Origin of the sequence: Stappia sp. MMSF_3263 (assembly GCF_030733745.1) — a bacterium.
GTDB lineage: Bacteria > Pseudomonadota > Alphaproteobacteria > Rhizobiales > Stappiaceae > Stappia.
Map to the genome: position 1 here is coordinate 130,571 of NZ_JASHIK010000012.1, position 23,708 is coordinate 154,278.

General features: G+C 65.2%; 20 protein-coding genes. 5 read left to right on the forward strand and 15 right to left on the reverse strand.

Annotated features, from left to right (window positions below; all coding sequences use genetic code 11):
• Positions 1-25: 25 nt before the first annotated feature.
• The 8 genes from RBB46_RS14525 to RBB46_RS14560 form a co-directional block, all read right to left on the reverse strand.
• Positions 26-1,246, reverse strand: coding sequence for a M24 family metallopeptidase (locus tag RBB46_RS14525; RefSeq protein WP_306029731.1), 1,221 nt, complete (start codon positions 1,244-1,246; stop codon positions 26-28).
• Positions 1,247-1,502: 256 nt separating this feature from the next.
• Positions 1,503-1,868: a hypothetical protein gene (locus tag RBB46_RS14530; RefSeq protein ID WP_306029732.1), complete on the reverse strand. Its 366-nt coding sequence runs from the start codon at positions 1,866-1,868 to the stop codon at positions 1,503-1,505.
• A 107-nt stretch (positions 1,869-1,975) separates the two neighbouring features.
• On the reverse strand, positions 1,976-2,830 hold the full coding sequence (locus RBB46_RS14535; protein WP_306029733.1) for an ABC transporter permease: 855 nt from the start codon (positions 2,828-2,830) through the stop codon (positions 1,976-1,978).
• A 16-nt stretch (positions 2,831-2,846) separates the two neighbouring features.
• Positions 2,847-4,148 carry an ABC transporter permease gene (locus RBB46_RS14540; protein ID WP_306029734.1) on the reverse strand — a complete coding sequence of 434 codons (1,302 nt, stop codon included), beginning with the start codon at positions 4,146-4,148 and terminating at the stop codon, positions 2,847-2,849.
• Positions 4,149-4,558: 410 nt separating this feature from the next.
• Positions 4,559-5,467 (reverse strand): extracellular solute-binding protein, encoded by a 909-nt coding sequence (locus RBB46_RS14545; RefSeq protein WP_306029735.1) that lies wholly within the window; start codon positions 5,465-5,467, stop codon positions 4,559-4,561.
• 98 nt (positions 5,468-5,565) lie between these two features.
• The gene (locus RBB46_RS14550; RefSeq protein WP_306029736.1) at positions 5,566-6,660 is read right to left on the reverse strand and encodes an ABC transporter ATP-binding protein; all 1,095 of its coding nucleotides are present in this window, start codon (positions 6,658-6,660) and stop codon (positions 5,566-5,568) included.
• Positions 6,661-6,982: 322 nt separating this feature from the next.
• Complete coding sequence (locus RBB46_RS14555; protein WP_306029737.1) at positions 6,983-8,524, reverse strand: trimethylamine methyltransferase family protein; 1,542 nt, start codon at positions 8,522-8,524, stop codon at positions 6,983-6,985.
• 210 nt (positions 8,525-8,734) lie between these two features.
• Complete coding sequence (locus RBB46_RS14560; RefSeq protein WP_306029738.1) at positions 8,735-9,325, reverse strand: hypothetical protein; 591 nt, start codon at positions 9,323-9,325, stop codon at positions 8,735-8,737.
• 248 nt (positions 9,326-9,573) lie between these two features.
• Here RBB46_RS14560 and RBB46_RS14565 point away from each other — a divergent pair, with 248 nt between their 5' ends.
• From RBB46_RS14565 to RBB46_RS14575, 3 genes are all read left to right on the forward strand, one after another.
• Positions 9,574-12,135 carry an FAD-dependent oxidoreductase gene (locus RBB46_RS14565; RefSeq protein WP_306029739.1) on the forward strand — a complete coding sequence of 854 codons (2,562 nt, stop codon included), beginning with the start codon at positions 9,574-9,576 and terminating at the stop codon, positions 12,133-12,135.
• 12 nt (positions 12,136-12,147) lie between these two features.
• Positions 12,148-13,170 carry a betaine--homocysteine S-methyltransferase gene (gene bmt / locus RBB46_RS14570; protein ID WP_306029740.1) on the forward strand — a complete coding sequence of 341 codons (1,023 nt, stop codon included), beginning with the start codon at positions 12,148-12,150 and terminating at the stop codon, positions 13,168-13,170.
• Between the two features lie 111 nt (positions 13,171-13,281).
• Complete coding sequence (locus RBB46_RS14575; RefSeq protein ID WP_306029741.1) at positions 13,282-14,814, forward strand: leucine-rich repeat domain-containing protein; 1,533 nt, start codon at positions 13,282-13,284, stop codon at positions 14,812-14,814.
• Here RBB46_RS14575 and RBB46_RS14580 read toward each other — a convergent pair.
• From RBB46_RS14580 to RBB46_RS14610, 7 genes are all read right to left on the reverse strand, one after another.
• On the reverse strand, positions 14,796-15,401 hold the full coding sequence (locus RBB46_RS14580; RefSeq protein WP_306029742.1) for an AAA family ATPase: 606 nt from the start codon (positions 15,399-15,401) through the stop codon (positions 14,796-14,798). The two genes, RBB46_RS14575 and RBB46_RS14580, sit on opposite strands and share 19 nt — an antisense overlap.
• 79 nt (positions 15,402-15,480) lie before the next feature.
• Positions 15,481-16,080 (reverse strand): hypothetical protein, encoded by a 600-nt coding sequence (locus RBB46_RS14585; RefSeq protein WP_306029743.1) that lies wholly within the window; start codon positions 16,078-16,080, stop codon positions 15,481-15,483.
• Between the two features lie 2 nt (positions 16,081-16,082).
• Positions 16,083-16,688 (reverse strand): hypothetical protein, encoded by a 606-nt coding sequence (locus RBB46_RS14590; protein WP_306029744.1) that lies wholly within the window; start codon positions 16,686-16,688, stop codon positions 16,083-16,085.
• A gap of 53 nt (positions 16,689-16,741) precedes the next feature.
• Complete coding sequence (locus tag RBB46_RS14595) at positions 16,742-18,286, reverse strand: ABC transporter substrate-binding protein (protein ID WP_306029745.1); 1,545 nt, start codon at positions 18,284-18,286, stop codon at positions 16,742-16,744.
• Position 18,287: 1 nt separating this feature from the next.
• On the reverse strand, positions 18,288-19,088 hold the full coding sequence (locus RBB46_RS14600; RefSeq protein ID WP_306029746.1) for an ABC transporter permease: 801 nt from the start codon (positions 19,086-19,088) through the stop codon (positions 18,288-18,290).
• Between the two features lie 54 nt (positions 19,089-19,142).
• Entirely contained in the window at positions 19,143-20,081 is a 939-nt protein-coding gene (locus RBB46_RS14605) for an ABC transporter permease (RefSeq protein ID WP_306029747.1), read from the reverse strand.
• Between the two features lie 242 nt (positions 20,082-20,323).
• Positions 20,324-21,202 carry a LysR substrate-binding domain-containing protein gene (locus tag RBB46_RS14610; RefSeq protein WP_306029748.1) on the reverse strand — a complete coding sequence of 293 codons (879 nt, stop codon included), beginning with the start codon at positions 21,200-21,202 and terminating at the stop codon, positions 20,324-20,326.
• Between the two features lie 150 nt (positions 21,203-21,352).
• On the opposite strand from RBB46_RS14610, the gene RBB46_RS14615 reads away from it, so the two are divergent.
• Both RBB46_RS14615 and RBB46_RS14620 read left to right on the forward strand, forming a co-directional pair.
• Positions 21,353-22,591, forward strand: coding sequence for an aromatic ring-hydroxylating dioxygenase subunit alpha (locus RBB46_RS14615; RefSeq protein ID WP_306029749.1), 1,239 nt, complete (start codon positions 21,353-21,355; stop codon positions 22,589-22,591).
• 4 nt (positions 22,592-22,595) lie between these two features.
• Complete coding sequence (locus RBB46_RS14620; protein WP_306029750.1) at positions 22,596-23,657, forward strand: hybrid-cluster NAD(P)-dependent oxidoreductase; 1,062 nt, start codon at positions 22,596-22,598, stop codon at positions 23,655-23,657.
• The last annotated feature ends 51 nt before the right edge of the window (positions 23,658-23,708 follow it).

The window sequence follows — 23,708 nt, forward strand, 5'->3', positions numbered from 1 at the left end:
GTTCTGCCGGTGATCCCGTCGGGCTTTATCCGCCTTTGCCGACGATGTTGTGCTCCGGGCCGAACGGGAAGCCGGTGATGTTTTCCGCGCCGTCCTCCTGGACGATCAGGATGTCGTGCTCGCGATAGCCGCCGGCGCCGGGCAGTCCCTCCGGGACCATGATCATCGGTTCCATCGACACCACCATGCCCGGCTCGAGCACCGTGTCGATGTCTTCCCGAAGCTCCACCGCCGCCTCGCGTCCGTAATAGTGGCTGAGCACCCCGAAGGAATGGCCGTAGCCGAAGGAGCGGAAGCGCAAGAGGTCGTGCGAACGGTAGATCTCGTTGAGTTCGGCGGCGATGTCGCGGCAGCGCGCGCCGGGGCGGATCAGCTCCAGCCCGCGCCGGTGCACCTCGCAATTGATCTCCCAGAGCCTGAGATGGGCATCGGGCACGAAGTCACAGAACAGGGTGCGCTCCAGCGCCGTGTAGTAGCCGAAGATCATCGGGAAGCAGTTGAGCGACAGGATGTCGCCCGGTTGCACGATGCGGTTGGTCACCGGATTGTGGGCGCCGTCCGTGTTGGGGCCTGACTGGAACCAGGTCCAGCTGTCCATCAGTTCGGCAAAGGGAAAGCTTGCCGCGATCTCGCGCACCATCGCCTGTGTTCCCGCCAGTGCCACCTCGTGCTCGGGCACGCCGGCGGCGACCGCCTGCACCACCGCCGCCCCGCCGATGTCGCAGATCCGCGTGCCCTCCCGGATCAGCGCCTGTTCCTCTCCCGACTTGATCGTGCGCAGGCGCATCGCCTCATTGGCGATGTCGACCAGTTCGACACCGGGCAGGGCGGCTTCCAGCATGGCCAGCGTTTCCAGCGTCACATGGTCGAACTCGATCCCGAGCCGGCGCACGCCCGGCGTCAGTTGCCGGACGGCGTGGAAGTAGTTGTCGCGCTGCCAGTCGGTATAGGTGAGCGCGTCGCCGTGGCTGCGCCGCCAGGGCTGGCCGCCGTCAATGGCCGCCGCGATGGTCGTAGCCTGCCTCTGGTCGAGCACCAGCCCGTAGCGCCGGCCGAACTGGCAATAGAGGAAGCCGGTGAGATAGCAGATGTTGTGATAGGAGGTGAAAAGCGCCGCGTCGATGTCGCGCCTGGCCATCACCGCCCGCATCGCCGCCTGCCGTCCGTCCATCTCGGCCGGCGAAAACGGCGACCACGCCTTCTCGCCATTGTGCCAGCGCATCGTCCTTGCCAGATCGTCATTCATCGCCTTCTCCTTTCATGGCTGTCCCCGTTTCCCGGGCCGCCAACAAAAAGGCGGGCCGGTTCGCGAGGAACCGGCCCGCCAGGCCTTGTGTCTTCTGTCGGGGCGCGCCGCCGGACCCTTGCCTGCCGGCTTGCGGGTCGCCCGGCGACTGGCGTTCCGTCACCGGCTCGGAGAAGAGGAGGGCGCGTGACCCGTTTTCGGTCGGCCGGCATTTTGCCGCCGGACCATCGTTCGCTTTGCCAGTCCCTTCGGCGGCCTACCGCACCGTGATCGAAACCGGGTCCCTGAGGATCGTCAGCCGCTCCTGGCCGCGCGTTCTCGCCGTGAAGCGCACGCCGCGGGCAGCAACGCGCTTGATGTCGTGCCGCTCGCGGCAGAAATTGCTTTGCACCGTGCCGGTGCCGCCATCCGAGAAACTGCCGAGCTTGCTCTTCGGCAGCTGGCGCTGGATCGAGGCCCAGCCGGGCGGCCGTGTCCCGCAATTGTGGTTGCGCACGCCCTTCAGCACGATCGACTGGCCGACCTTGAGACTGACGCTGCGGTGATAGGCGAAGTCGCCTGCCGCCGCCGGTTGCGCCAGCAGGATGCCGAGCGCCAGTCCGAGAATGCCGATCCGCTTCATCCTGTTGTCCCGCAAGTGACTCATGTTTGCGCAAATTCGGTGAGAAACTTGTGCAAGTTTTGTAGAATCTTGCGTCAAAATTGTCGCAAGCCGCCGGAATGCTCCGGCTAGGACGGAGTGAGGCCGCGCAGCCGTTCGGAGCGCCGGCGCAGCAGTTCCAGCACCGTCAGCAGCGCGATGGAGATCGCCACCATCAGCGAGGCAACGGCCAGGATGGTCGGGGAAATCTGCTCGCGCAACCCGGTAAACATCTGCCAGGGCAGGGTTTTCTGTCCGGCCGAGCCAAGGAACAACACCACCACGACCTCGTCGAACGAGGTGATGAAGGCGAACAGCGCACCGGACACGACGCCGGGCACGATCAGCGGCATCTGCACCTTGAAGAAGGTCGTCACCGGATTGGCGCCAAGGCTCGCCGCCGCCCGCACCAGGCTTCGGTCGAAGCCGACCAGCGTCGCCGTCACGGTGATGATGACGAAGGGCGTGCCGAGCGCCGCGTGGGCAAGCACCACGCCCACATAGGTTCCCTGCAGACCGATGCGGGAATAGAAGAAATACATGCCCGCGGCCGAGATGATCAGCGGCACGATCATCGGCGAGATCAGCACCGCCATGATCGCCGAGCGGTAGGGCACGTGGCTCTGCGACAGGCCGATGGCGGCGAGCGTCCCGAACGAGGTCGCAAGCAGCGTCGCCACCGGCGCGATGGCGAAGGAATTGCGCATCGCCTGCTGCCAGTCCGGATTGGTGAAGAAGTCCTCGTAATGCTTCAGCGAGTAACCGGCAGGGTCGAACGCCAGCATCTCCTTGGTGAAGGTAAAGAAGTCCTGCGCGTTGAACGACAGGGGCAGGATCACCAGGATCGGGAAGATCAGGAAAAAGAAGATCAACCCGCAGATGGTGCGGAACGTGTAGTGCCAGACACGCTGGCCCGTGGACGCATAGGCTGGAAGAGCTGACATGTTCTTCTTGGTCTCCTCAACCGAGCTTGACGTTATCGATGCCCACGATCTTGTCGTAGACGTAGAACAGCAGCATCACCGCACCGAGCAGGATCACGCCGAGCGCGGCCGCCAGTCCCCAGTTCAGCGACGACGAGATGTGGTAGGCGATGCGGTTGGAGATGAAGATGCCGCTGGTGCCGCCCACCAGTTCCGGCGTGATGTAGTAGCCGATCGCCAGGATGAAGACGAGGATCGAGCCGGCGCCGATGCCCGGCACCGTCTGCGGGAAATAGACCCGCCAGAAGGCCGTCCAGTCGGTCGCGCCGAGGCTCTTGGCCGCCCGTACATAGGTCGGTGAGACGGTCTTCATCACCGAATAGAGCGGCAGGATCATGAAGGGCAGCAGGATATGCGTCATGGCGATGACGGTGCCGGTCTGGTTGTTGATCATCACCAGCCGGTTGGCATCGCCCACGATGCCGATCGCGACGAGGAAGTCGTTGATCACCCCCTGCTGCTGCAACAGCACCTTCCAGGCTGAGGTGCGCACCAGCAGCGATGTCCAGAAGGGCAGAAGCACCAGGATCATCAACAGGTTGGCCGAGCGCGCCGGCAATGCCGCCAGCAGGAAGGCCACCGGATATCCGAGCAGCAGGCATGAGAAGGTGATGGTGAGCGACAGCAGCAGTGTGCGCCAGAACAGGTAGAGATAAATGCGCTCGTTTTCCGGCTTCATCGAGACGCCGTCGGCGGTCAGTTCCATGTCGGCGGCGTTGAGGAAGTAGCCGGATGTAATGGTCGGCGAATAGCGCTTCAGCACCTGCCAGGTTTCAAGCTCGTCCCAGCCGTCGTCGACATCGATGAACTGCTCCTTGAACGGTCCGGCCTCGTCCATCCTGTCGACGCGCCGTCCGGTCTTGCGGAACAGGCTCGACATGCCCGAGGCCTCGTAGTTCAGCCGCGAGCCGAGCCGGGTGTGGGTCTTCTGCTCGGTGGCGACCAGAAGATCCTCGTAGAGCGCCTTGAACACCGGCTCGCCGGGTGTCTGAGGCGAATCCGCCTCCCATGACGACAGCGCCTGCACGGTTTTCGGCAATGTGTCGGAAACGATGCCGTTTTCCACCGAGCGGAACAGCATGTCGGCGATCGGCGCGGCGAAGGTGATCAGGATGAAGACCAGCAGCGGCGCGATGAGCGCCAGCGAGCGCAGCTTCTCCCGCCTCAACGCCTTGGCGAGGCTGACCTTGAGCGGGATCCCGTCCCGGGTGGTCAGCACTTCCGTGTGCGTGCCGTTGCCGTTGCCGGCGTCAGTGTTCGCTGTGGTGTCGCTCGTCATCATCCGTGTCCGTTTCGGCCGCGGTCGGCGCGTCGGCAGAACGCGCCGGTGGAAGGCGGGAGCGGGCCTGTCGGCTCCGCTTGTGCCTGGTCCCGGAAGAGCTTGCGCAGGGCTTGGCGCGCAGGCTTGTCGGGGAACAGGGGATCGGGGGCCGCGGCGGACGGATCCGCCGCGGCAGGTTTGGCAAATGAAGGGGCTAGCGCCCTTTCATCAAGGGCTTAGCCGGCGAGCCAGGCCTGGAACTTGGCGTCCAGGTCATCGCGATAGTCCGCCCACCACTCGTAATTGTAGAGGAACGTGTTGGTAGCGTTGGCCGGATCGGTCGGCATGTGCGGACCCATCTCGATGCCGAGTTCCGCATGCTTGCCGACAAGCGGGGCGGAGGACTTGCGGGCCGGGCCGTAGGAGATTTACTTGGCCTGGTCGGCGAGGCGCTGCGTGTCGGTGGCGAAGTGGAGATACTTCATCACCGCGTCGAGGCGCTCCTTCGGCAGTCCGGCCGGGACGATCCAGCCGTCAAGATCGAACACCTGCGCGTCCCACAGCATCTTGACCGGCTGCTTCTGCTCCTCGATCAGCGAGAACAGGCGACCGTTGTAGGTCGAGCCGATCACCACTTCGCCGTCGGCGAGAAGCTGCGGCGTCTCGGCGCCGGCCGACCACCAGACCGTCTGGTCCTTGATGGTGCCGAGCTTGGCAAGCGCGCGGTTCACGCCTTCCTCGGTCTCCAGCACCTTGTAGACGTCTTCCTTGGCGACGCCGTCGCACAGGAGGGCCCATTCCATGTTGTTGATCGGGCGCTTCTCGAGCGAACGCTTGCCCGGGAAGTTCTCCAGGTCGAACACGTCGCAGATGTCGTCCGGCTCCTTGCCGTTCCACTCGGCAACGTCGGTGCGGTAGCCGAACGTCGTCGAGTAGACGATCTGCGGAATGTAGCAATCGGAGACGATCAGGTCGCCGAAGTCCTCGGAGGCCGGGGTGCCGTCCGGCGCCTTGGCCAGCATCTCGTCGTGGTTGATTTCCATCGCCAGGCCTTCGTCGCACAGGCGAATGGCGTCGGAAGCCACCACGTCGACGAGATCCCAGGTGATGTTGCCGGCCTCGTTCATGGCGCGCAGCTTGGCCACTGCCTCGTTCGAGCTTTCGTCATTGATGATCGTGACGTCCGGGTTCGCAGCCATGTAAGGCTTGTGATAGGCCTCGTTCTGCGAGTTCGAATAGGCGCCGCCCCACGAGACGATGGTGAGGTCGATGGCGCTGGCGCCCGTCGTCATCATCGCCGTCGCAGCACCTGCGAGCAGGAGTGTCTTGAAGGTCATATTGATCCCCTGGTTTCTTGAGTTCGCCCGGGGCAGTGCCCCGGGAAATGAGCGGCGGCCCGGGTCGGGCGCCGCGGTCTTTCGATCCGGGTCGCGCATCAGGCGACGGCGTCAAGCGCCTTGCAGTCGCCCGCGGCCCAGCCGATCTCCACTGTCTGACCGGTTCGCAGGTCGCGCTTTTCACCGCGATTGCGAACCTTGACAATGAATTCCGTGTTGCCGGCGACATTCATCCGCACGCGGATGTGGTCGCCGAGATAGATCATTTCCTCGATGCGGCCCTTGACCAGATTGTCCATCTGTTCGTGCGTGTCGAACTCGACACGTTCGGGGCGCAACGAGATCGTCGTGCGCGATCCGACGCCGTCGATGTTGACGGCATCGGCCTTCAGCATCGTGCCGTCGTCGAGCTTCACCGCGCAGGTGTCTCCGGCAACCTCGGTCACCGTTCCCGAGAGCTTGTTGTTCTCGCCGATGAACTGGGCGACGAAGGAATTCTGCGGGTTCTCGTAAAGCGCATCCGGGCTCGACAGCTGCTGGATGATGCCGTCGTTGAACACCGCGACCCGGTCCGACATCGTCAGGGCCTCGGTCTGGTCATGCGTCACGTAGACGATCGACACGCCGATATTCTCGTGGATGTGCTTGATCTCGTACTGCATCTGCTCGCGCAGCTGCTTGTCGAGCGCGCCCAAAGGCTCGTCCATCAGCACGAGCTCCGGCTCGAAGACCAGGGCGCGGGCAACCGCCACGCGTTGCTGCTGGCCGCCGGACAGCTGTGCGGGACGACGCGAGCCGAAATGGCCGAGCTCGACCATCTCCAGTGCCCGCTGCACCTTCTTTTCCTGATCCGCCCTGTTCATGCCGCGCACCTGCAGCGGGAACGCGAGGTTTTCCGCAACGCTCATATGCGGAAACAGGGCGTAGTTCTGAAACACCATCCCGATGCCGCGCTTGTGCGGCGGCACGTTGTTGATCGGGCTGTCGTTCAGGAAGATTTCGCCGTGGGTGGCGGGCTCGAAACCCGCCAGCATCATCAGGCAGGTGGTCTTTCCGGAGCCGGACGGGCCGAGCATGGTGAGAAATTCGCCCGGCGGAATGTCAAGGTTCAGATTTTTGACGACGAGCGTTTCCCCGTCATAGCTTTTTTGAACGTTCTCGTAACGGACTGAAGCGCCGCGTGTCTCTGTCATCGTTGCCCCTAAGCAAAAGTCGGAAAGGGGCAGGCATTCGCGCCGAATTGACGGCGCGTTCGCTCCTGATCCCCTCTTGCGAACTCTTTTCGGCCCGCTTCTCTACCCTGTCGGTGGGCTTACATAAGCAAATAATGACAGGGATTGAAAGGGGGTGTGTAAAAAAATATTTGAAATGCATTGAAAAAACAAAGCGCTCTTGCAGCGCAGCGAAAACCGCCATGCTGAAGAGCGCTCATGTGATGTTCATTTTATGTATATTTGACGCTATCTTTGATCGCGCGGAGCTTCCTTGTAAAGGGAGTGTTTGTTGTTTGCTTTCCTAGACGTTGCTGTCGGGAAATTCAGCTTTGCGCGCCGCCATGAAAGAGATCAGCGCTTCGTCGATACCCGGATCGAGCGGCGGCGCCTCGTAGGACGCCAGCATCTGCTTCCACTTGCGATTGGCGCGCCATGCGGCGTCGAGGCCGCCATCGGCGCTCCATTGCTCGAACGAGTTGTTGTCGGCGATTTCCGAGCGGTAGAAGGCGGTCTCGAAATTGCGCTGCGTATGCGCCGCGCCGAGGAAATGGCCACCGGGTCCGACTTCCGCGAGCGCATCCATCGCCTGTGCCTCGTCGGACAGGTCGATGCCCTTGGCAAGCACGTGCATCATGCCGAGCTGGTCGGCGTCCATGACGAACTTCTCGTAGGAAGAGCAGAGCCCGCCTTCCAGCCAACCGGCGGCATGCAGGCAGAAGTTCACTCCCGAAAGCAGCGTTGCCAGGATGGTCTGGGCCGATTCCTGCGCCGACTGGGCATCCGGCGTCTTGGAGGCGGTGAAGGAGCCGCCCGAGCGGAACGGCAGCCCGGCGCGGCGCGCCAGCTTGGCCGCGCCATTGAGCAGCAGGCTGCCTTCCGGCGAACCGAAGGTGGGGGCGCCGGACTGCATCGAGATCGACGACACGAAGGCGCCGAAGACCACCGGTGCGCCGGGACGCACAAGCTGGGTCAGCGCGCAGCCGGCCAGCGCTTCGGCCAGCACCTGCGACAGCGTTCCGGCCACGGTCACCGGGCTCATGGCGCCGGCCAGGATGAACGGCGAGACGATGCAGGCCTGGTTCGCCGCCGCATAGACCTTCAGCGCTCCGAGCATGGTGGCGTCGAAGACGAGCGGGGAGTTGGCGTTGATCAGCTGGATCATGACGCAATTGTTGTCGACGAACTCCTCGCCGAAGACGAGCTGGGCCATGCGGACCGAATCGCTTGCGCGCTCCGGTGCCGTCACCGAGCCCATGAACGGCTTGTCCGAATACTTCAGATGCGCATAGACCATGTCGAAATGCCGTTTGTTGACCGGCAGGTCGACGGGCTCGCACACGGTGCCGCCCGAATGGTGCAGCCAGGGCGAGGCATAGGAGAGCTTCACGAAATTGCGGAAGTCCTCGATGGTGCCGTAGCGCCGACCGGCATCCAGGTCGGTCACGAAGGGCGGGCCGTAAACGGGCGCAAACACGGTATTGTTGCCGCCGATGACGACGTTGCGCTCCGGGTTGCGCGCGTGCTGGACGAATTGTGCCGGCGCGGTCTTCACCAGTTCGCGCAGCATGCCCTTGGGAAACCGCACACGCTCGCCGGAGACGTCGGCCCCGGCCGCCTTCCAGATGGCGATCGTTTCGGGATCGTCGCGGAACTCGAGACCGATCTCGGCCAGCAGCCGGTCGGCATTCGCCTCGATCAGCTCCGCCCCCTCGTCGCTGAGAATGTCGTAGACGGGCAGATTGCGCGAGATGTAGGGCAGGGCGCCTGCCGCCTGCGATCCGCGCCGTTTCTCCGTCCGGGCTGCCCGTCCGCGCCGTGCCGCGCGCGCTTCCTGTTCACTCATCCGCTGCAAGCCCTTTGTTGTCGCTGCTTTCGCATCGCCCGCCCTGTGCCCGCCTCGCGGATTGGCAAGGGGCATGGCGCGGGCGGCTCTCCGCGTCACTTTGCGCCCGGGCGCGAGGGGGCTGCGGCGCGAATGCGTCGTCCGATTCTCTAAAAGCGTCATGGCAAGAGCAGCGGCAAGAGCGGGTGGTGCCGCGCGGAGGCGCCCCGACTACTGGGCTCGGCAGCCGAGCGTGGAGCTGTCGCAGTCTTCCCGGTTCATGACCACGGAGACCAGCGGATACTTGAAATCGTCATTGTCTTCGGAATTGGCGGCGTCGATGATCGCCGCCGTCATCAAGCCGACCAGCCCGGCGCCCGAGCCGCTCCGGTAGATTTTCTTGCGCGTCTCGTTCTCGGCGCTGGCATTGGCGAAGCCTGTCTTGTAGCCGGGCGCGTCGCAGCGCACCGAGACCGGGCGGGACGCATAGCCGTAGTTCGGTACCTTGACCTGGGCCGGTGTGCGGAAACTTGCGGTGTAGCCGTCGCTCTCCAGCCCGCACTCCGCGCCGGTCATCTCTTCCTTGACGCCTGTGCCGCTCTCCTTGTGCAGGGTGTAGTGATAGCTGCGCACGGTGATGAATTCCGTGCCCCTGAGCTGCGGAATGTTCTGCCCCTGGGCGCGGGCCTCCGCCAGCACGTCGCCATGCGTCGCGGTCGGGTTGGTCGGCTGGTAGCTGACGCTCATGGCGATCGGCTTGGTCGTCTGGCAGGCCGCAAGGCCAACGGCAGACGCGATCATGGCGGCACGTCGAAAAATCATCTGTTCAGCCCCTTCAACCAGCAATTGCCGGATAGGTCAGGCCGGCTTGCCTGTCAACCGGTTCCGTCCCGGTCGGAGGTCGCGGCCGTCCATGCTTCGGTTCCGGAAATTTGGCGGGTGCGTGTCGTCGCGGCGATGCCTGCATGACGCAATCAGGCCACTGGGCGTCGCGCTCCGTGGCGATACTCGCTGGCGAGGGAGCGCGTCGGCAGGCCTGCCGCGCCGCGTCCATGCAAGAGGGATGAAGGATGTCAGCGTTTCCTGACAAGGCACAAATCGTCATCGTCGGTCTGGGTGGCATCGTCGGCGCGTCGATCGCGCACCACCTCATCGGGCGCGGCTGGACCGACATTGTCGGCATCGACAAGTCGGGCATTCCGACCGACATCGGCTCGACCGCACACGCGTCCGACTTCTGCTACACGACCAGCCACGACTTCCTGTCGACCTGGACCTCGCTCTACTCGGTCGATTTCTTCGACAGGATGGGCCACTACGCGCGTATCGGCGGGCTGGAAGTGGCGCGAACCGGCGACGACACCTGGATGGAGGAGATCCGGCGCAAGGTCACCTCTGGCAAGGCCTTCGGCACAAGGGCCCGCCTTGTCACTCCGGCGGAGATCAAGGCACTGTTCCCGCTGATCGAGGAGGACCAGGTCCAGGGCGGGTTGTTCGATCCCGATGCCGGTCTCGTCATTCCGCGCTCGCAGACCGTTGCCGGAAAGCTTGTCGACGAAGGCGAGAAGACCGGCAAGCTGAAGGCCTTCGCCAACACGCCGGCCAAGTCGCTCGTCGTGGAGGACGGCCGCATTGCCGGCGTCGTCACCCATCGCGGCACGATCCGCGCCGATCATGTCATCGTCTGCGCCGGCCTGTGGGGGCGTCTCATTGCCGAAATGGTCGGCGAGGACCTGCCGGTGATGCCGGTCGACCATCCGCTCACCTTCTTTGGCCCCTTCAACGAGTTCGAGGGGACAGGCAAGGACATCGGCTACCCGCTGCTGCGCGACCAGGGCAACTCCGCCTATATGCGCGACACCGGCGACCCGAAGACTGCCGAGGGCGGCCAGATCGAGTGGGGCTATTACGAGACCACCCATCCGCGCATGTGCCATCCGCGCGACCTGCTGGAAAAGGAGGAGGCGCGCCTGTCTCCCTCCCAGCGCGACCTGGAGATGGAGCAGGTCATCGAGCCGCTTGAGCGCGCCATGGAACTGACGCCGATCCTCGGCGAGCTGGGCTACAACGAAGGCCACTCCTTCAATGGCCTACTGCAGGTCTCCGCAGCCGGCGGCCCGTCCTGCGGCGAGAGCCAGAAGGTGCGGGGCCTTTGGTACTGCGTCGCCATCTGGGTCAAGGACGCGCCTGGCTACGGCAAGCTGATCGCCGACTGGATCACCGACGGGCGCACCGGTATCGACCATGCGGCGATCGACTATTCGCGCTTCTACCCGCACCAGCTGAGCGAAGGGTTCATCGAGGGGCGCTGCTTCGAGGCGGCGCAGAAGATCTACTTCCCCGCGATCCATCCGCGCGAGCCCTATGCGAGCGGGCGCGGCGTCAAGCGCTCGCCCTTTTACGAGCGCGAGGTGGAGCTTGGCGGCCACTTCATGGAACTCGGCGGCTGGGAGCGCGCCCACGGATATGCCGCAAACGCGCATCTGCTGGAAAAATACGGCGACCAGATTCCGACGCGCGAGAACGAGTGGGACAACCGCCATTTCTGGCGCGTGTCGAATGCCGAGCACCTGGCCTTGAGCGAGGATTGCGGGATCATCAACCTCTCGCATTTCTACATGTTCGAGGTCGCGGGGCCGGATCACGTCGAGCTGCTGGAATGGCTCTGCGCGGCAAAAATCGGCGGCGACGGCAATATCGGCAAGGGCATCTACACCCATTTCCTCGACGACGAGGGCATGGTGCGCGCGGATCTCACCGTCTTCCGCATGGCCGACCGTTGTCGCATCGTCGACGGTGCGGATGCCGGGCCGCGCGACTTCCACTATGTGAAGCGCGTGGCGCAGGACAAGGGCTTTGACGTCACCGTCACGGATGTCAGCGAGCACTACACGACCATCGGCATCTGGGGGCCGAACGCCCGCGAGAAGCTGAAGCAGGCCGTCGCCGACCCGGCCGGCCTCGAGCAGGACGCCTTCCCCTTCGCCGCCATCCGCGAGATCGAGATCGCCGGGCGCAAGGTGATGGCACTCAGGCTCTCCTATGTCGGCGAGCAGGGCTGGGAATTGCACATGAAATACGAGGACGGCCTTGCCGTCTGGGATGCGCTGCGGGCTTTGGGCGTCACTGCCGTCGGCGTCGAGACCTACGCCAATTCGCGCCGCCTGGAGAAGTCGCTGCGCTTGCAGAATGCCGACCTTTTGACCCAGTACAACCTTTACGAGGCGGATCTCGCCCGCCCGAAGGTCAAGGAGGCCGACTTCCGCGGCAAGGCGAAGCATCTGGAGTATCGCGCCCGCGACCGCCAGCCGGCCATGCTGTGCACGCTGGTGATGACCGACAATGTGGACGCAAGCGGCACTGCCCGCTTTCCGGTCGGCACCCTGCCGGTGATGGACCCGGAGACCGGCGAGACGCTGGTCGACGAGTTGGGTCGGATCTCCTACACGACCTCCCTCGTCTACGGTCCCACCATCGGAAAGAACATTGCGCTCGCCTACCTGCCGCATGACTATGCCGAAGTCGGCCGCAAGCTCAGCCTGGAGTATTTCTCTGAAAGCTATCCGGTCGAGGTTGCAGGCGTCGGCTACGCGCCGCTCTACGATCCGCAGAACCTGAAGCCGCGCAGTTGAGGCTGGAAAGGAATGACGATGAACGCGCTTGAAGCGTTGCTTGCGGAAAAGGGCACGCTGCTCGCCGACGGGGCGACCGGCACGAACCTCTTCGACATGGGGCTGACCTCCGGCGATCCGCCGGAGGAGTGGAACGTCACCCAGCCGGAGAAGATCCGCACCCTGCACCGCAAGTTCGTGGAGGCCGGCGCCGACATCATCCTGACCAACACGTTCGGCGCCAACCGTCACCGGCTGAAGCTGCACAAGCTGGAAGGCCGCGTGCACGAGCTCAACAAGGCGGCGGCCGAACTTGCCCGCGAGGTTGCGGACGCTTCAGGTCGCGATGTGGTCGTCGGTGGCTCGGTCGGCCCGACCGGCGAACTCTTCGTGCCGCTCGGCGCCATGACGCATGAGGAGGCCGTCGAGGCGTTCGCCGAGCAGATCGAGGGACTGAAAGCGGGTGGTGCCGACGTCGCCTGGATCGAAACCATGTCTGCGGGCGAGGAGATGCGCGCCGCAGCGGAGGCCGCGGCGAAAGTCGACATGCCCTTCGTCGTCACCGCCAGTTTCGACACGGCCGGCCGCACCATGATGGGCCTGCCGCCGGCCGGCCTCGGCCAGCTTGCCGGCGAGTTCGCCTGCGCGCCCGTCGCCTACGGGTCGAATTGCGGTGTCGGCGCCTCGGACCTGCTCGCGGCCGTGCTCGAGATCACCGCCGCCTATCCAGGCGCCGTCGTCGTCGCCAAGGCCAATTGCGGCATCCCGGTCATTCGCGGTGACGAGGTGGTCTATACCGGCACACCGGAGCTGATGGCCGACTATGCTCAGCTCGCGATGGATGCCGGCGCGCGCATCATCGGCGGCTGCTGCGGCACGTCCTATGCCCACCTTGCGGCCATGCGCGGGGCCATCGACACGCATGAAGCCGCCGCACGGCCGAGTGTTGCCGAGGTGATCGCCCGCATCGGACCGCTGGTCTCCCCGCCTGCTGCCGAGCGCGACGGCGATGGCGGTGAGGGCGACGGCGGGCGGCGACGCCGGCGACGGGGATAGGCGTCTCTCTCGACGGCCGCTTGTCGCCACAATAGGCTGCAACCCTGGCGCAAGTGGACAGTGAGTCGGCTTCCCCTGCCGGGCAGGCCGTCAGCGGACAGATGCCCACCCATGACACGGTCGCAGGCAACAGATCAGGCTTGGCGCAAGGACCCGGAGGCAGCCTTCGCCGAGGCGCAGCGACGGATTGCCGATTGTGCAAAGGCCGGCGGCGAGGCGCTTTATCTCGGGGATCTTCCTCTCGACCGGCTTCCTGGCGAGATCTCCGCGCTGTCGGAACTGCGCCAGTTGCGCATGTATGGCGGATCGATTTCCGACTTCGCCCCGCTCTCCCCCCTTGGCGCGCTGGAGCTGTTGGAAATAGGCTCGCTGAACTGCGCTTTTCCGGGCCTCGACTTCATGGATGGCTGGAGCGCGCTCACCAGTCTTGGGATCATCGCGCCGACGGCCATCGACCTCGCCCCGCTTGCCGCATGCACCGGACTTGCCCGCCTGAGGATCTGGTCGACGAAGGAAAAAGTCGATCTCGTCCACCTGGACACGCTCAAGGAGCTGCCTGCTCTCGAAAGCCTCTCCTTGTGGGGCATGCAGTCGGACCGCTTCGACATGATCGGCCGCTGGACGCGTCTCGGCTTCATCCAGCTCATCGACAGCAATCTGGGGAGCCTTGACGGGTTCGAGACCCTTGAGAGGCTGGAAACGTTGAGCGTTCGCGGAGCCCCGGTGGCCGACCTCGCGCCGCTCGCAGGCCTGAAGGGCCTGCGGGAGCTCGATGTCGGCGCGACCCGCGTCCGCGACCTGTCGCCGCTTGCGCGCCTTGCCCGACTGGAAAGCCTCGTCATTGCCGCAACGCCGGTTGCCGATCTCGGGCCGCTCGCCGATCTCGCGGGCCTGCAGGAAGAAACGGGCCGCGCCTTGCGCGTCGAAAGACCCTTCCTGCACGGCACGGGCCTCAGCCATCTTGATATCTCGGGCAGCGGCGTGAAGAGCCTCGAACCACTGGCGCGGGTCGGCACGCTGCAGCGTTTGGAATTGCGCGACACTGCCGTCACATCGCTGGCGCCGCTTCATCGGCTCGGCGCCCTACGCTCACTCGACATTGCAACATCGAGGGTCGTAGATCTGGGGCCGCAGGGTGCGCTGTCGGGGCTCCAGATCCTGAATGCGGCGCAGACGCCGCTCGAAAGCCTTGCCGCCCTCTATCCGGCAAGGTCCCTGATGTCGCTCAACATCGGCGGTACCCGTGTCTCCGACCTTGCACCGCTGCGCCTTGCACACGAATGCCGGACGCTTTCGCTACGCGGGTCGCAGGTTGCCGATCTGCGTCCGATCGTCGAGGCGGGCTTGCACCCGGCCGATCACCGCTATCCGCAGGAAGCGCTCGACTTTCGCGATACGCCGGCGGCACACGCCAGCCCACGACTTGCCGAGCTTGCCGCCCTGGCGGACGAAAGCCCGTCGCAATGCTTCTTCGAGACGCGCGCCTACTTGCGCGAACAGACCGGCTGGACCGCCAGGGCGAAGACGGTGTCACAAGGCGGCACGCAAGATGGACTGCGCCGGCCAAGTCGGACGGCGCAAAGGCTTGCCAATGTCTCACTGGTCGTCATCTGCCTCGCCGTCCTCTACCTGGTGTTCGGATAGCGGCTCACGGTGCGCGCACCTTCAGGAACGCGGAACTGTCCCACAACCCCCTCCACCAGCTCCTCAACGCTGCGGCTGCCGTCGAGGCGCAGGACGGGGGCGGTCTGGGCGACAAGCCACGCCTCGTGGCGGGCGCGGTTGCGGCCCGAAAAACCCGGTTCGTCGTAACGCGAGGCCCAGTCGGCGAAGGCGACATGGATCTCGTGCATGTCGCCGCCCGGATCGATCCTGTCGCCAAAGCGCTCACGCTCACGCGCCTTGAGGCGCTCCATGCGCAGTGGCGTCGGCGTCGTCACGAAGGCGATGAGATCGATATCCTCGACCAGCGCATCGCCCCAGCCGTCGAAAGAGCCGGTCAGCACCCAGCCACGTCCCTTTGCCTTCTCCGCCTCCGCCATGTCGGCGGCGATCAGGCGCAGGCGCTCCTGCGGCGGGCGTTTCTGCGTGAAGGGCGGTTCGGTCGGCAGCCAGTAATAGGCGTCGACATCGAACTGCGGGACGCTGAGGCGGGCGGCGAGCGCCGCGCCAAGCGTGGTGACGCCGGCGCAGGAGGCGCCGGTGATGTAGATGCGGGGCGAACGGGTCATCGTCCTGTCCTCGGTCAAGCGGAGCCGGCCGCGGTTCTGCGACGGCCAATGAAGGGCGCACCGCAGACAGCGTGACGGTTCAAAGGCTCTTCAGCCAGGGCAGGAAACCGTCGAGGAAGCGGGTGGTGGCCGGCATGAAGTGGCTACCGTGGTGATACATCGGGTCGAGTGCCGTGACCAGCATGCGTCCGGCCGTCGTCACCTTGTCGTCGTAGAGCACTGAGCCCTTGCCGGCGACATCGATCAGGCTGGTCGCACCCGCCGGCACGTCGAAATGGCCGTGATGGTGCCAGGTGGCGTCGTCCAGTGTGATGTGGGTAAACAGCGGATGGCCGGGCGCGGTGACTTCGAGCCCCAGGTTGCCGCCCTCCTTCCACCACCAGAAATTCGTCGGCGTGTCGTGCCAGGAAATGCCGGGCAGCCAGGCAGGCTGGCCGGTCGAACCCATGGCAATGACCGTGCCGCCGCCGGCGAGATAGTCGGCGAACTGCTGCCGGCAGGGGATCAGTTGCGACGGGTCGGTGCGGCAGGAGACGAGGACCAGTTCGTGCGCCGAAAGATCGGTTTCGGCGAGATCGCGGATATAGACGATCTCGTCGAAGAAATCGCGGTAGCGCGGCTCGTGCAGCGTGCGGTGATGGTAATAGGTGCCGCTGTCGAGGGCGGTGATGCGCGCCATGGTCAGGCCTCCCGTCCGGCCGCCCAGCGGCAGAGTTGCGGTACGATGCGGGCGGTCGTGTCGGCGGCACCGGCATACATCCAAAGGTCGTTGCCGGCATGCATGAGGATGCGACCGCCGGCGGGGCGGTGGTAGAGCCAGTCGCAGGGCACGCGCTCCGGCCCCAGGCCGTTGAGCGCGACGGCGCCTTGCGGCGGCGGGTTGTGACCGCGCGCGTAGAAGCCGGCGACACCGCGCCGGTAGGTCAACTGGCGCGGGTCGACGCCCTCGAAGACGGGATGGTCGGCCAACCGGTGCACCTCGAGCGTCTCCAGCGTCACCTTGGGCAGGACCACGAAGGGCGAGAATTCGGGCAGCATCGGCCAGGCGACATGACCGTTGAAGACCAGCGTGCCGCCGCCATCGAGAAAGGCGGAGACCTTGGCCGTCAGCGTGCCGAAGAAGCGCTGGTCGAGATGGGCGGGAACGAGCAGCGCCCGGTAGGCGGAAAGGTCGGCCGTTTCCAGCGCGTAATGCTCGATCTCGTCGATGTCGTCGACGAAGCCCGTGATGTCGGGCAGGTCGCCGCCGGCACCCTTGATCGGCTTGAGAAAGAGGCAGGAAGCCATGGCTTGCTCCGGATGGTCCGGCCGGCGGAACGTCCGCCGGCCGGCGAGGGCGGTCACTTCTTCGACACGGCCTTGAAGTTGTAGAAGAAGCCGGACGGGTGCACCCGGAAGCCTTCGACCCCGGCCCTGGAGGCGGCGACATAGACCTTGTGCACCAGCGGGATGATCGGCGCGTCCTCCTGCAGGATCTGCTGGGCGCGGACATAGGTCGCGAGCGCCTCCGGACCCGGATCGAGGGTACGGCCCTTGTCGACCAGCGCGTCGAACTCCTCGTTGACCCAGAACTGGTGGTTCAGCCCGGCCCTGGAGTGGAACTGCGACTTCAGGTGCAGGTCGGGATGGCCGGTCATTTCCGGCGTCCAGAAGACGACGGAGACGTCGTACTCGCCCTTCTTGACGAGGTCGAGCATGCCTTCCCAGGTGAACATCTGGATCTCGGTGGCGATGCCTTGCTGCTGCAGCAGGATGGCGAGCGCCTCGGTGATCGTCGCCATCTCGGCGCGGCTCGAATAGCTGAGCAGGCGCAGGGTCAGCGGCGCGCCGTCCTTCATCCACTTGCCGTCGGCCTTCTCGTAGCCGGCATCGCGCAGCAGGCCTGCCGCCGCCTCCGGATCGACCTTGTGCGGGGTGACGTCCTCGTTCGTCCAGGGGAAGGCGGCGGGGAAGAAGGTCCAGGCCGGATTGCCGATACCGTCGAGCGCGCCCTTGACGACGATCTCGCGGTCGACCAGCAGGTTCACCGCGCGGCGGATGCGGGCGTCGCTCAGGACGCTCTTCTCGCCGGCATTGAAGGCGCCGTAATAGACGCCGGCGCTTTCCTCGGCATGAACCTTGAACGCCTCGTCGCGCGACAGGCGGGCGACATCGGAGGGCAGCAGGTGGACGACGAAGTCGACCTCGCCGGTCTCCAGCGCCAGGGCGCGCGCGTTGTGATCGGGAATATAGCGGTACTCGATCGTCTTCAGCGACGGCGCCTTGCCCCAGTAGTCGTCGAAACGCTCGACAATGGTGCGGTCCTGCTTGCGGTAGTCGGCGAACTTCCACGGGCCGGTGCCGACCGGCGAGACGAACTCGCCAGCCGCATCGAAGGAGGCCTTGCCGTAGATGCCGGTGATCGCGTCGGTGAGCTGGTTCGGCAGCGCGGCGAAGGGCTCGGAGGTCTCGATCTCCAGCACCTGCGGCGAGACGGCGCGAATCTCGGTGATGTTGAGGAGGTCGGCCGCATAGGGCAGCAGCGCGATGACCCGCTCCAGCGAGAACTTCGCCGCATCCGCATCGAAGGGCGAGCCGTCATGGAAGGTGACGCCCTCGCGCAGGGCGAAGCGCCAGGTGTTCGGTTGCGGCCGCTCCCAGGACGTGGCGAGGCCCGGGATCAGGTTCATCTCGAAGTCGAGCTTGACCAGCGTGTCGAGGATCTCGCTCTCATTGAAGAAGCGGCTGCGACGCGGCTTCATGGACAGCGGCAGCGCCTCCCACATGGTGGCGACGACAAGCGTGTCGCCGGACGTCTCGGCGAGGGCCGGCGCCGGGGCGGCGAGCAGCGTCGCGGCAAGGGCAGCGAGCGCCGTTCTGCGCAGTCGGGACAGAAGGAAGGACATGTCAGCTCCTTGTGGTCAGGTAGTTGGCGCGGCCTTCGCGCATTCGGTCCCCGAGGGCATCGCCCAGCAGGTTGATGAGGATGACGAAGGCCATGATGGTGAGCCCGGGAACGAGAACGAGGCGCGGATATTCGCGCAGGTGACTGCGCGCCTCGGCGACCATCCGCCCCCATTCGGCCGCGCCCGGCTCGACGCCGAGGCCGAGAAAGCTCAGGCCGGCGAAGGCCAGGATCACCCAGGACAGCGAATAGCTGCCCATGGCGAGCAGCGGCGCGACGACATTGGGCAGCAGGTGGCGGCGGATGATGGTTGTCCTGGGCACGCCGAGCGCCTCGGCGGCCATCACATAGGCCTTCGAGCGCTCGACCATGATGACGTTGCGCACCAGCCTCGCGTAGTCGGTCCAGTGGACACAGGCGAGCGCCAGCACGACCGCCTTGAGGCCAAGCCCCAGAACACCGGCAATGACCATGGCAAGCGCCAGCGCCGGAATGACCGAGACGCCTTCGGTAAGGCGCATCAGCGCCCGGTCGCACAGGCCGCCGAAGTAACCGCTGAGCGCGCCGATGAGCGTGCCGAGACCGGCGGCGGCAAGGACGACGGCAAGGGCCGCGCCGGTCGTCAGCTGCGCGCCGTGGAGAAGGCGGGAGAGCAGGCAGCGGCCCATCGCGTCGGTGCCGAGCGGGTGGGTGAGGCTTGGCTCGGCCAGCCGGTTGAGGATGTTGGCCTGATACGGATCGTGCGGTGCAAGCCAGGGGCCGGCCAGGATCAGGAGCAGCACGCAGCCCGCGGCGATCGCCATGCCGCTGCGGTGCCGTTGCAGATACCTGCCCAGCGGAGTTGCGCGGGCGTCCATCTAGACGACCCCGCGGGTGCGCGGATCGTAGAGCGCGATGATGTAGTCGACGGCGAGATTGACCAGCACATAGCCGCTGGCGACGACGAGAAACGTCGCCTGGATCAGCGGATAGTCGCGCGCCAGCAGCGCCTCCACCATCAGCCGGCCGATGCCCGGCCAGCCAAACAGCGTCTCGACGATGATCATGCCGTCGAAGATGCGGGCGAATTGCAGGCCGGTCAGGGTCAGCACCGCCGGGAAGACGTTCGGCGCGGCATGGCTGAGAAGCACGCGCGCACCCGAAAGCCCCTTGGCGCGCGCGGTGCGCACATAGGGTTGCGACAGTTCTTCCAGCAGGCAGCCGCGCACATAGCGGGCGAGCACGCCGGTGATCGAGGTGGCGATCACGAGCGCCGGAAGCACCATGTGGGCGGGTGTGCCGTAGCCGCCGCTCGGCAGCCAGCCGAGCACCAGCGAGAAGAGCAGGGCGAGCAGCAGCGCATACCAGAAATTCGGGATCGACATGCCTATGACGGCAAGGCCGGCAAGCGCCCGGTCGAGCCAACCGCCGGGAAAGGCCGCGCAGAGCGCCCCGACCGGCAGGGCTAGCGCGAGGCCGAGGAGAAGGGCCGTCATCGCCAGTTGCGCCGAGGCGCCGAGGCGCAGGGCGATGTCGTCGACAACCGGTTCGCCGGTGACGAAGGAAGTGCCGAGATCTCCGGAGAGCACGCCGCCGAGCCAGGCGAGATATTGCATCGGCAAAGGCCGGTCGAAGCCGTTCTCGGCGGAAAACCGCGCGACGGTCTCCGGGTCGGGCAGGGTTCCGTCCATCTGCGACATCAGCAGCACTTCGGCAAAGTCGCCGGGCAGCAGCCGCAGCAACGCGAAGCCGGCGAGGGAAATCACCAGGAGCAGGAAGCAGGCCGAGAGGAGTCGCAGGGAGAGTTGTCGAGCCATGACCGGATGCGCGGGTGCCAGCGCCCGTCGCAGGCGCCTTCAAAACATGAGTGTAGAAATCATGATTTAAGGCGGGCGTCCATGCGATGGCCGAAGAAAGATGAGTTTTTGCTTCAATAAAACCCGCAGTGGCCACCACGGGTTTCAGGGTTGGAGGGATCGTCTACCCAGGGGTGAGAGCTGCAATGCGGCGGCGGCATCGCCCGTCTGCGCCGGCATCCGTTCGAGCCCGCTTCGAGGCGTCAGGAACTGGCCACCAGCCAGTCCGCGAAAAGGCGTGCCTTCGACGAGGCGCGGGGAAGGATCTTCAGGGAAAAGGCCACGGGCGAGGGGATGCTCTCCGGCACGAGCGTCACGAGCCGGCCTTCCTCCATCAGCTTGCCCACCAGCCCGTCCCAGCCGAGTACGGCGCCGACATCCTCCTGCGCGGCCTGGAGCGCGATCATGTAATTGTTCACATGAAGCCTGCGCCGCTTGGGGGCCGGCATGTCGAGGGCGGCGAACCAGTCATCCCACGAGGTCCAGCCGGTCTCCTTGCCGCTTGAATGGATGAGGGGGGCCTTGTGCAGGTCCTCGAGACCGGAGATGCCGTATTCCTCGGCGAAACACGGCGTGCCGAGCGCGACGATCCGGTCCTGGAAGAGCTCGCGATATTCGACGCCGCTTTCATGCGCGCTGCCGTAATGGATGGCGAGGTCGCATCTGGCCGTCATGCCGGGAACGTCGCTGATGATCTGCGACACCGTGATGGCCGGATGGATCTTCCAGAATGCGGTGATCTTGGGTGTCAGCCAGAGTGCGCTGAAGGCCGTGGTCGTCCCGATCGTGACATCGACGGTTTCCGGACGGTCGCGAATCTGGGTGACGGCGTCGGAGATCGTCTCGAAGCCGCGCTGGATCGCGAGGAACAGGAAAGCGCCTTTTTCCGTCAGTTCCACACCTCGGTGATGACGCAGGAACAGGCTGCAGCCCAGATCCGTTTCCAGCGCCTTGATCTGGTGGCTTATGGCCGCCGGCGTGACGTTCATCTCCCGCGCGGCGTTCTTGAAGCTCGTGTTGCGGGCGGCGGCCTCGAAGCAGATGAGAGCGGTCATCGAGGAGAAATCGTAAGGGTGCGACATGGGGCTTCGCCTGCGTCCGCGCTGCGGGCTTTTTCAAGGAGATACGGATTATTTCAAGTAATCCATGATGAAGTTTATTGATATTGTCAAAGCCGGATTTCGGGCGAATTAATTTATCTCAGTTGAACACAGTGAGCCTGGGTGACGACAATGACGATCCATGCGCCTTCCGTCCGGGAGCTTCTTGCTCGCCGCGCGCCCGGCTTCAGCCTTGAGCAGCCCTTCTACGTTTCGCCAGAGATCTACGAGCTCGATCTGCAGGCGATTTTCTACCGCGACTGGCTCTACGCGATCCCGGCCTGCCAGCTCGGGAAGACGGGCAGCTATGTGACGCTGCGCATCGGTGCCTACGAGGTGGTCATCGTGCGCGGCCGCGACGGAGAGATCCGCGCGTTCCACAATTCCTGCCGTCATCGCGGGTCGCTGATCTGCGCCGCGCGTGAGGGACAGGTGGCCAGGCTCGTCTGCCCCTATCACCAGTGGACCTACGAGCTCGACGGCAAGCTGATCTGGGCCAATGACATGGGACCGGGTTTCAATGCGTCCGACTACGGGTTGAAGCCTGTCAGCCTGCGGAACCTTGGCGGGCTGATCTATATCTGCCTGTCGGACAGCCCGCCCGACTTCGACCTCTTCGTGCAGCGGATTCTGCCCTATGTCGAGGTGCATGACCTTGCAGATGCCAAGGTGGCCTTCACCTCGACCATTGTCGAGAAGGGCAATTGGAAGCTGGTGTGGGAGAACAACCGCGAGTGTTACCACTGCAGCAGCAATCATCCCGCGCTGTGCCGGTCCTTCCCGCTTGATCCCGAGATTGCCGGCGTTCAGGCGGATGGCTTCGTCTCGGAGCGGTTGCAGGCGCATTTCGACCGTTGCGAGGCCGCCGGCGCACCGGCGCAGTTCCACTTGTCGGCGGACGGCCGGTACCGGGCCGCGCGGATGCCGCTTCAGGGGCGGGCGGTCAGCTACACGATGGACGGCAAGGCGGCCGTTGCCCGCAACCTCGGCCGCGTCGCGCCGAGCGACGCCGGGACGCTGCTGCTGTTCCACTATCCCTCGACCTGGAATCACTTCCTGCCGGATCACTCGCTGACCTTCCGCGTCACCCCGGTCGGTCCGACCGAGACCGAGGTCACGACCACCTGGCTCGTGAACAAGGACGCGGTGGAGGGTGTCGACTACGATCTCAAGCGCCTGACCGAGGTCTGGATCGCGACCAATGACGAGGACCGCGAGATCGTCGAGACCAACCAGAAGGGGATCCTGTCTCCGGCCTATGGCCCCGGTCCCTATTCTCCCGGGCAGGAGAGCGGGGTGAGCCAGTTCGTCGACTGGTACGCCGAAACGCTCCAGCGCGCGCTTGCCCCGCTCCAGGTGGCGGCGGAGTAAACCGATGGCCCGCCCCGCACAGCTCGCGTTCTGGACGGATGCCGAGCCGCTCGAATGCGTCTCGCGCACGCCGGAAGCGCCCAACGTGGTGACGTTCAGCTTCCGCAGCCCGACGGGCGCGCTGTTCAATCACGATCCGGGACAGTTCATCACGCTGGAACTGCCGGTTCCCGGCGGTCCGCTTTACCGCACCTACACGGTGTCGTCCTCGCCCTCGCGGCCGATGGCCCTGACGGTGACCGTCAAGGCGCAGCCGAATTCCATCGGCACGCGCTGGATGATCGAGAACCTGCAAAAGGGAATGCGCCTCAAGGCGATAGGCCCCTTGGGCAAATTCACCATCGCCGAATATCCGGCCGAGAAATACCTGTTCATCTCCGCCGGCTCCGGCATCACGCCGATGGTGGCGATGACCACCTGGCTCTACGATTCGGGACGCGAACCGGACGTCGTCTTCATCAATTGCGCCCGCCGGCCCTCGGAGATCATCCTGCGCGAGCGGGTCGAACTGATGGCGTCGCGCATCGCCGGCATCGACGTGAAATGGGTTGTCGACGAACCCGACCTGTTCCGCCCCTGGGTCGGCTACAGGGGGGCATTCAACCAGATCATGCTCGGCCTGATGGCGCAGGATTACCTGGAGCGGGAGGTGTTCTGCTGCGGTCCTGAACCGTTCATGCTGGCGGTGCGCGAAGCGCTTGCCGCGCTCGGTTACGACATGAACCGCTACCACCAGGAGAGCTTCTCCGGCGAACTGGAAAGCGCCGAAGAGGTTCCCGAGGATGTGTTGCCCGACGAGCAGAACCAGGCGGAGATCGCGTTCTCGATCTCTGGCGTGACCGCCCGCTGCAGCGAGGCCGACACCATCCTTGCGGCCGCGAAGGGGGAGGGGCTCGTCATACCGTCCGGTTGCTCGATGGGAATTTGCGGCACCTGCAAGGTGCTCAAGACCGAAGGCCAGGTGCACATGGTGCACAATGGCGGCATCACCGAGGAAGATATCGAGGACGGCTACATCCTTGCCTGCTGCTCGCGGCCGATGGGCCGGGTCGCGATCGACGCCTAGAGCCTTTGCAAGAGCGCCTGCGGGTGCGCTTTCCCGCAGGTGCAAGGGGGT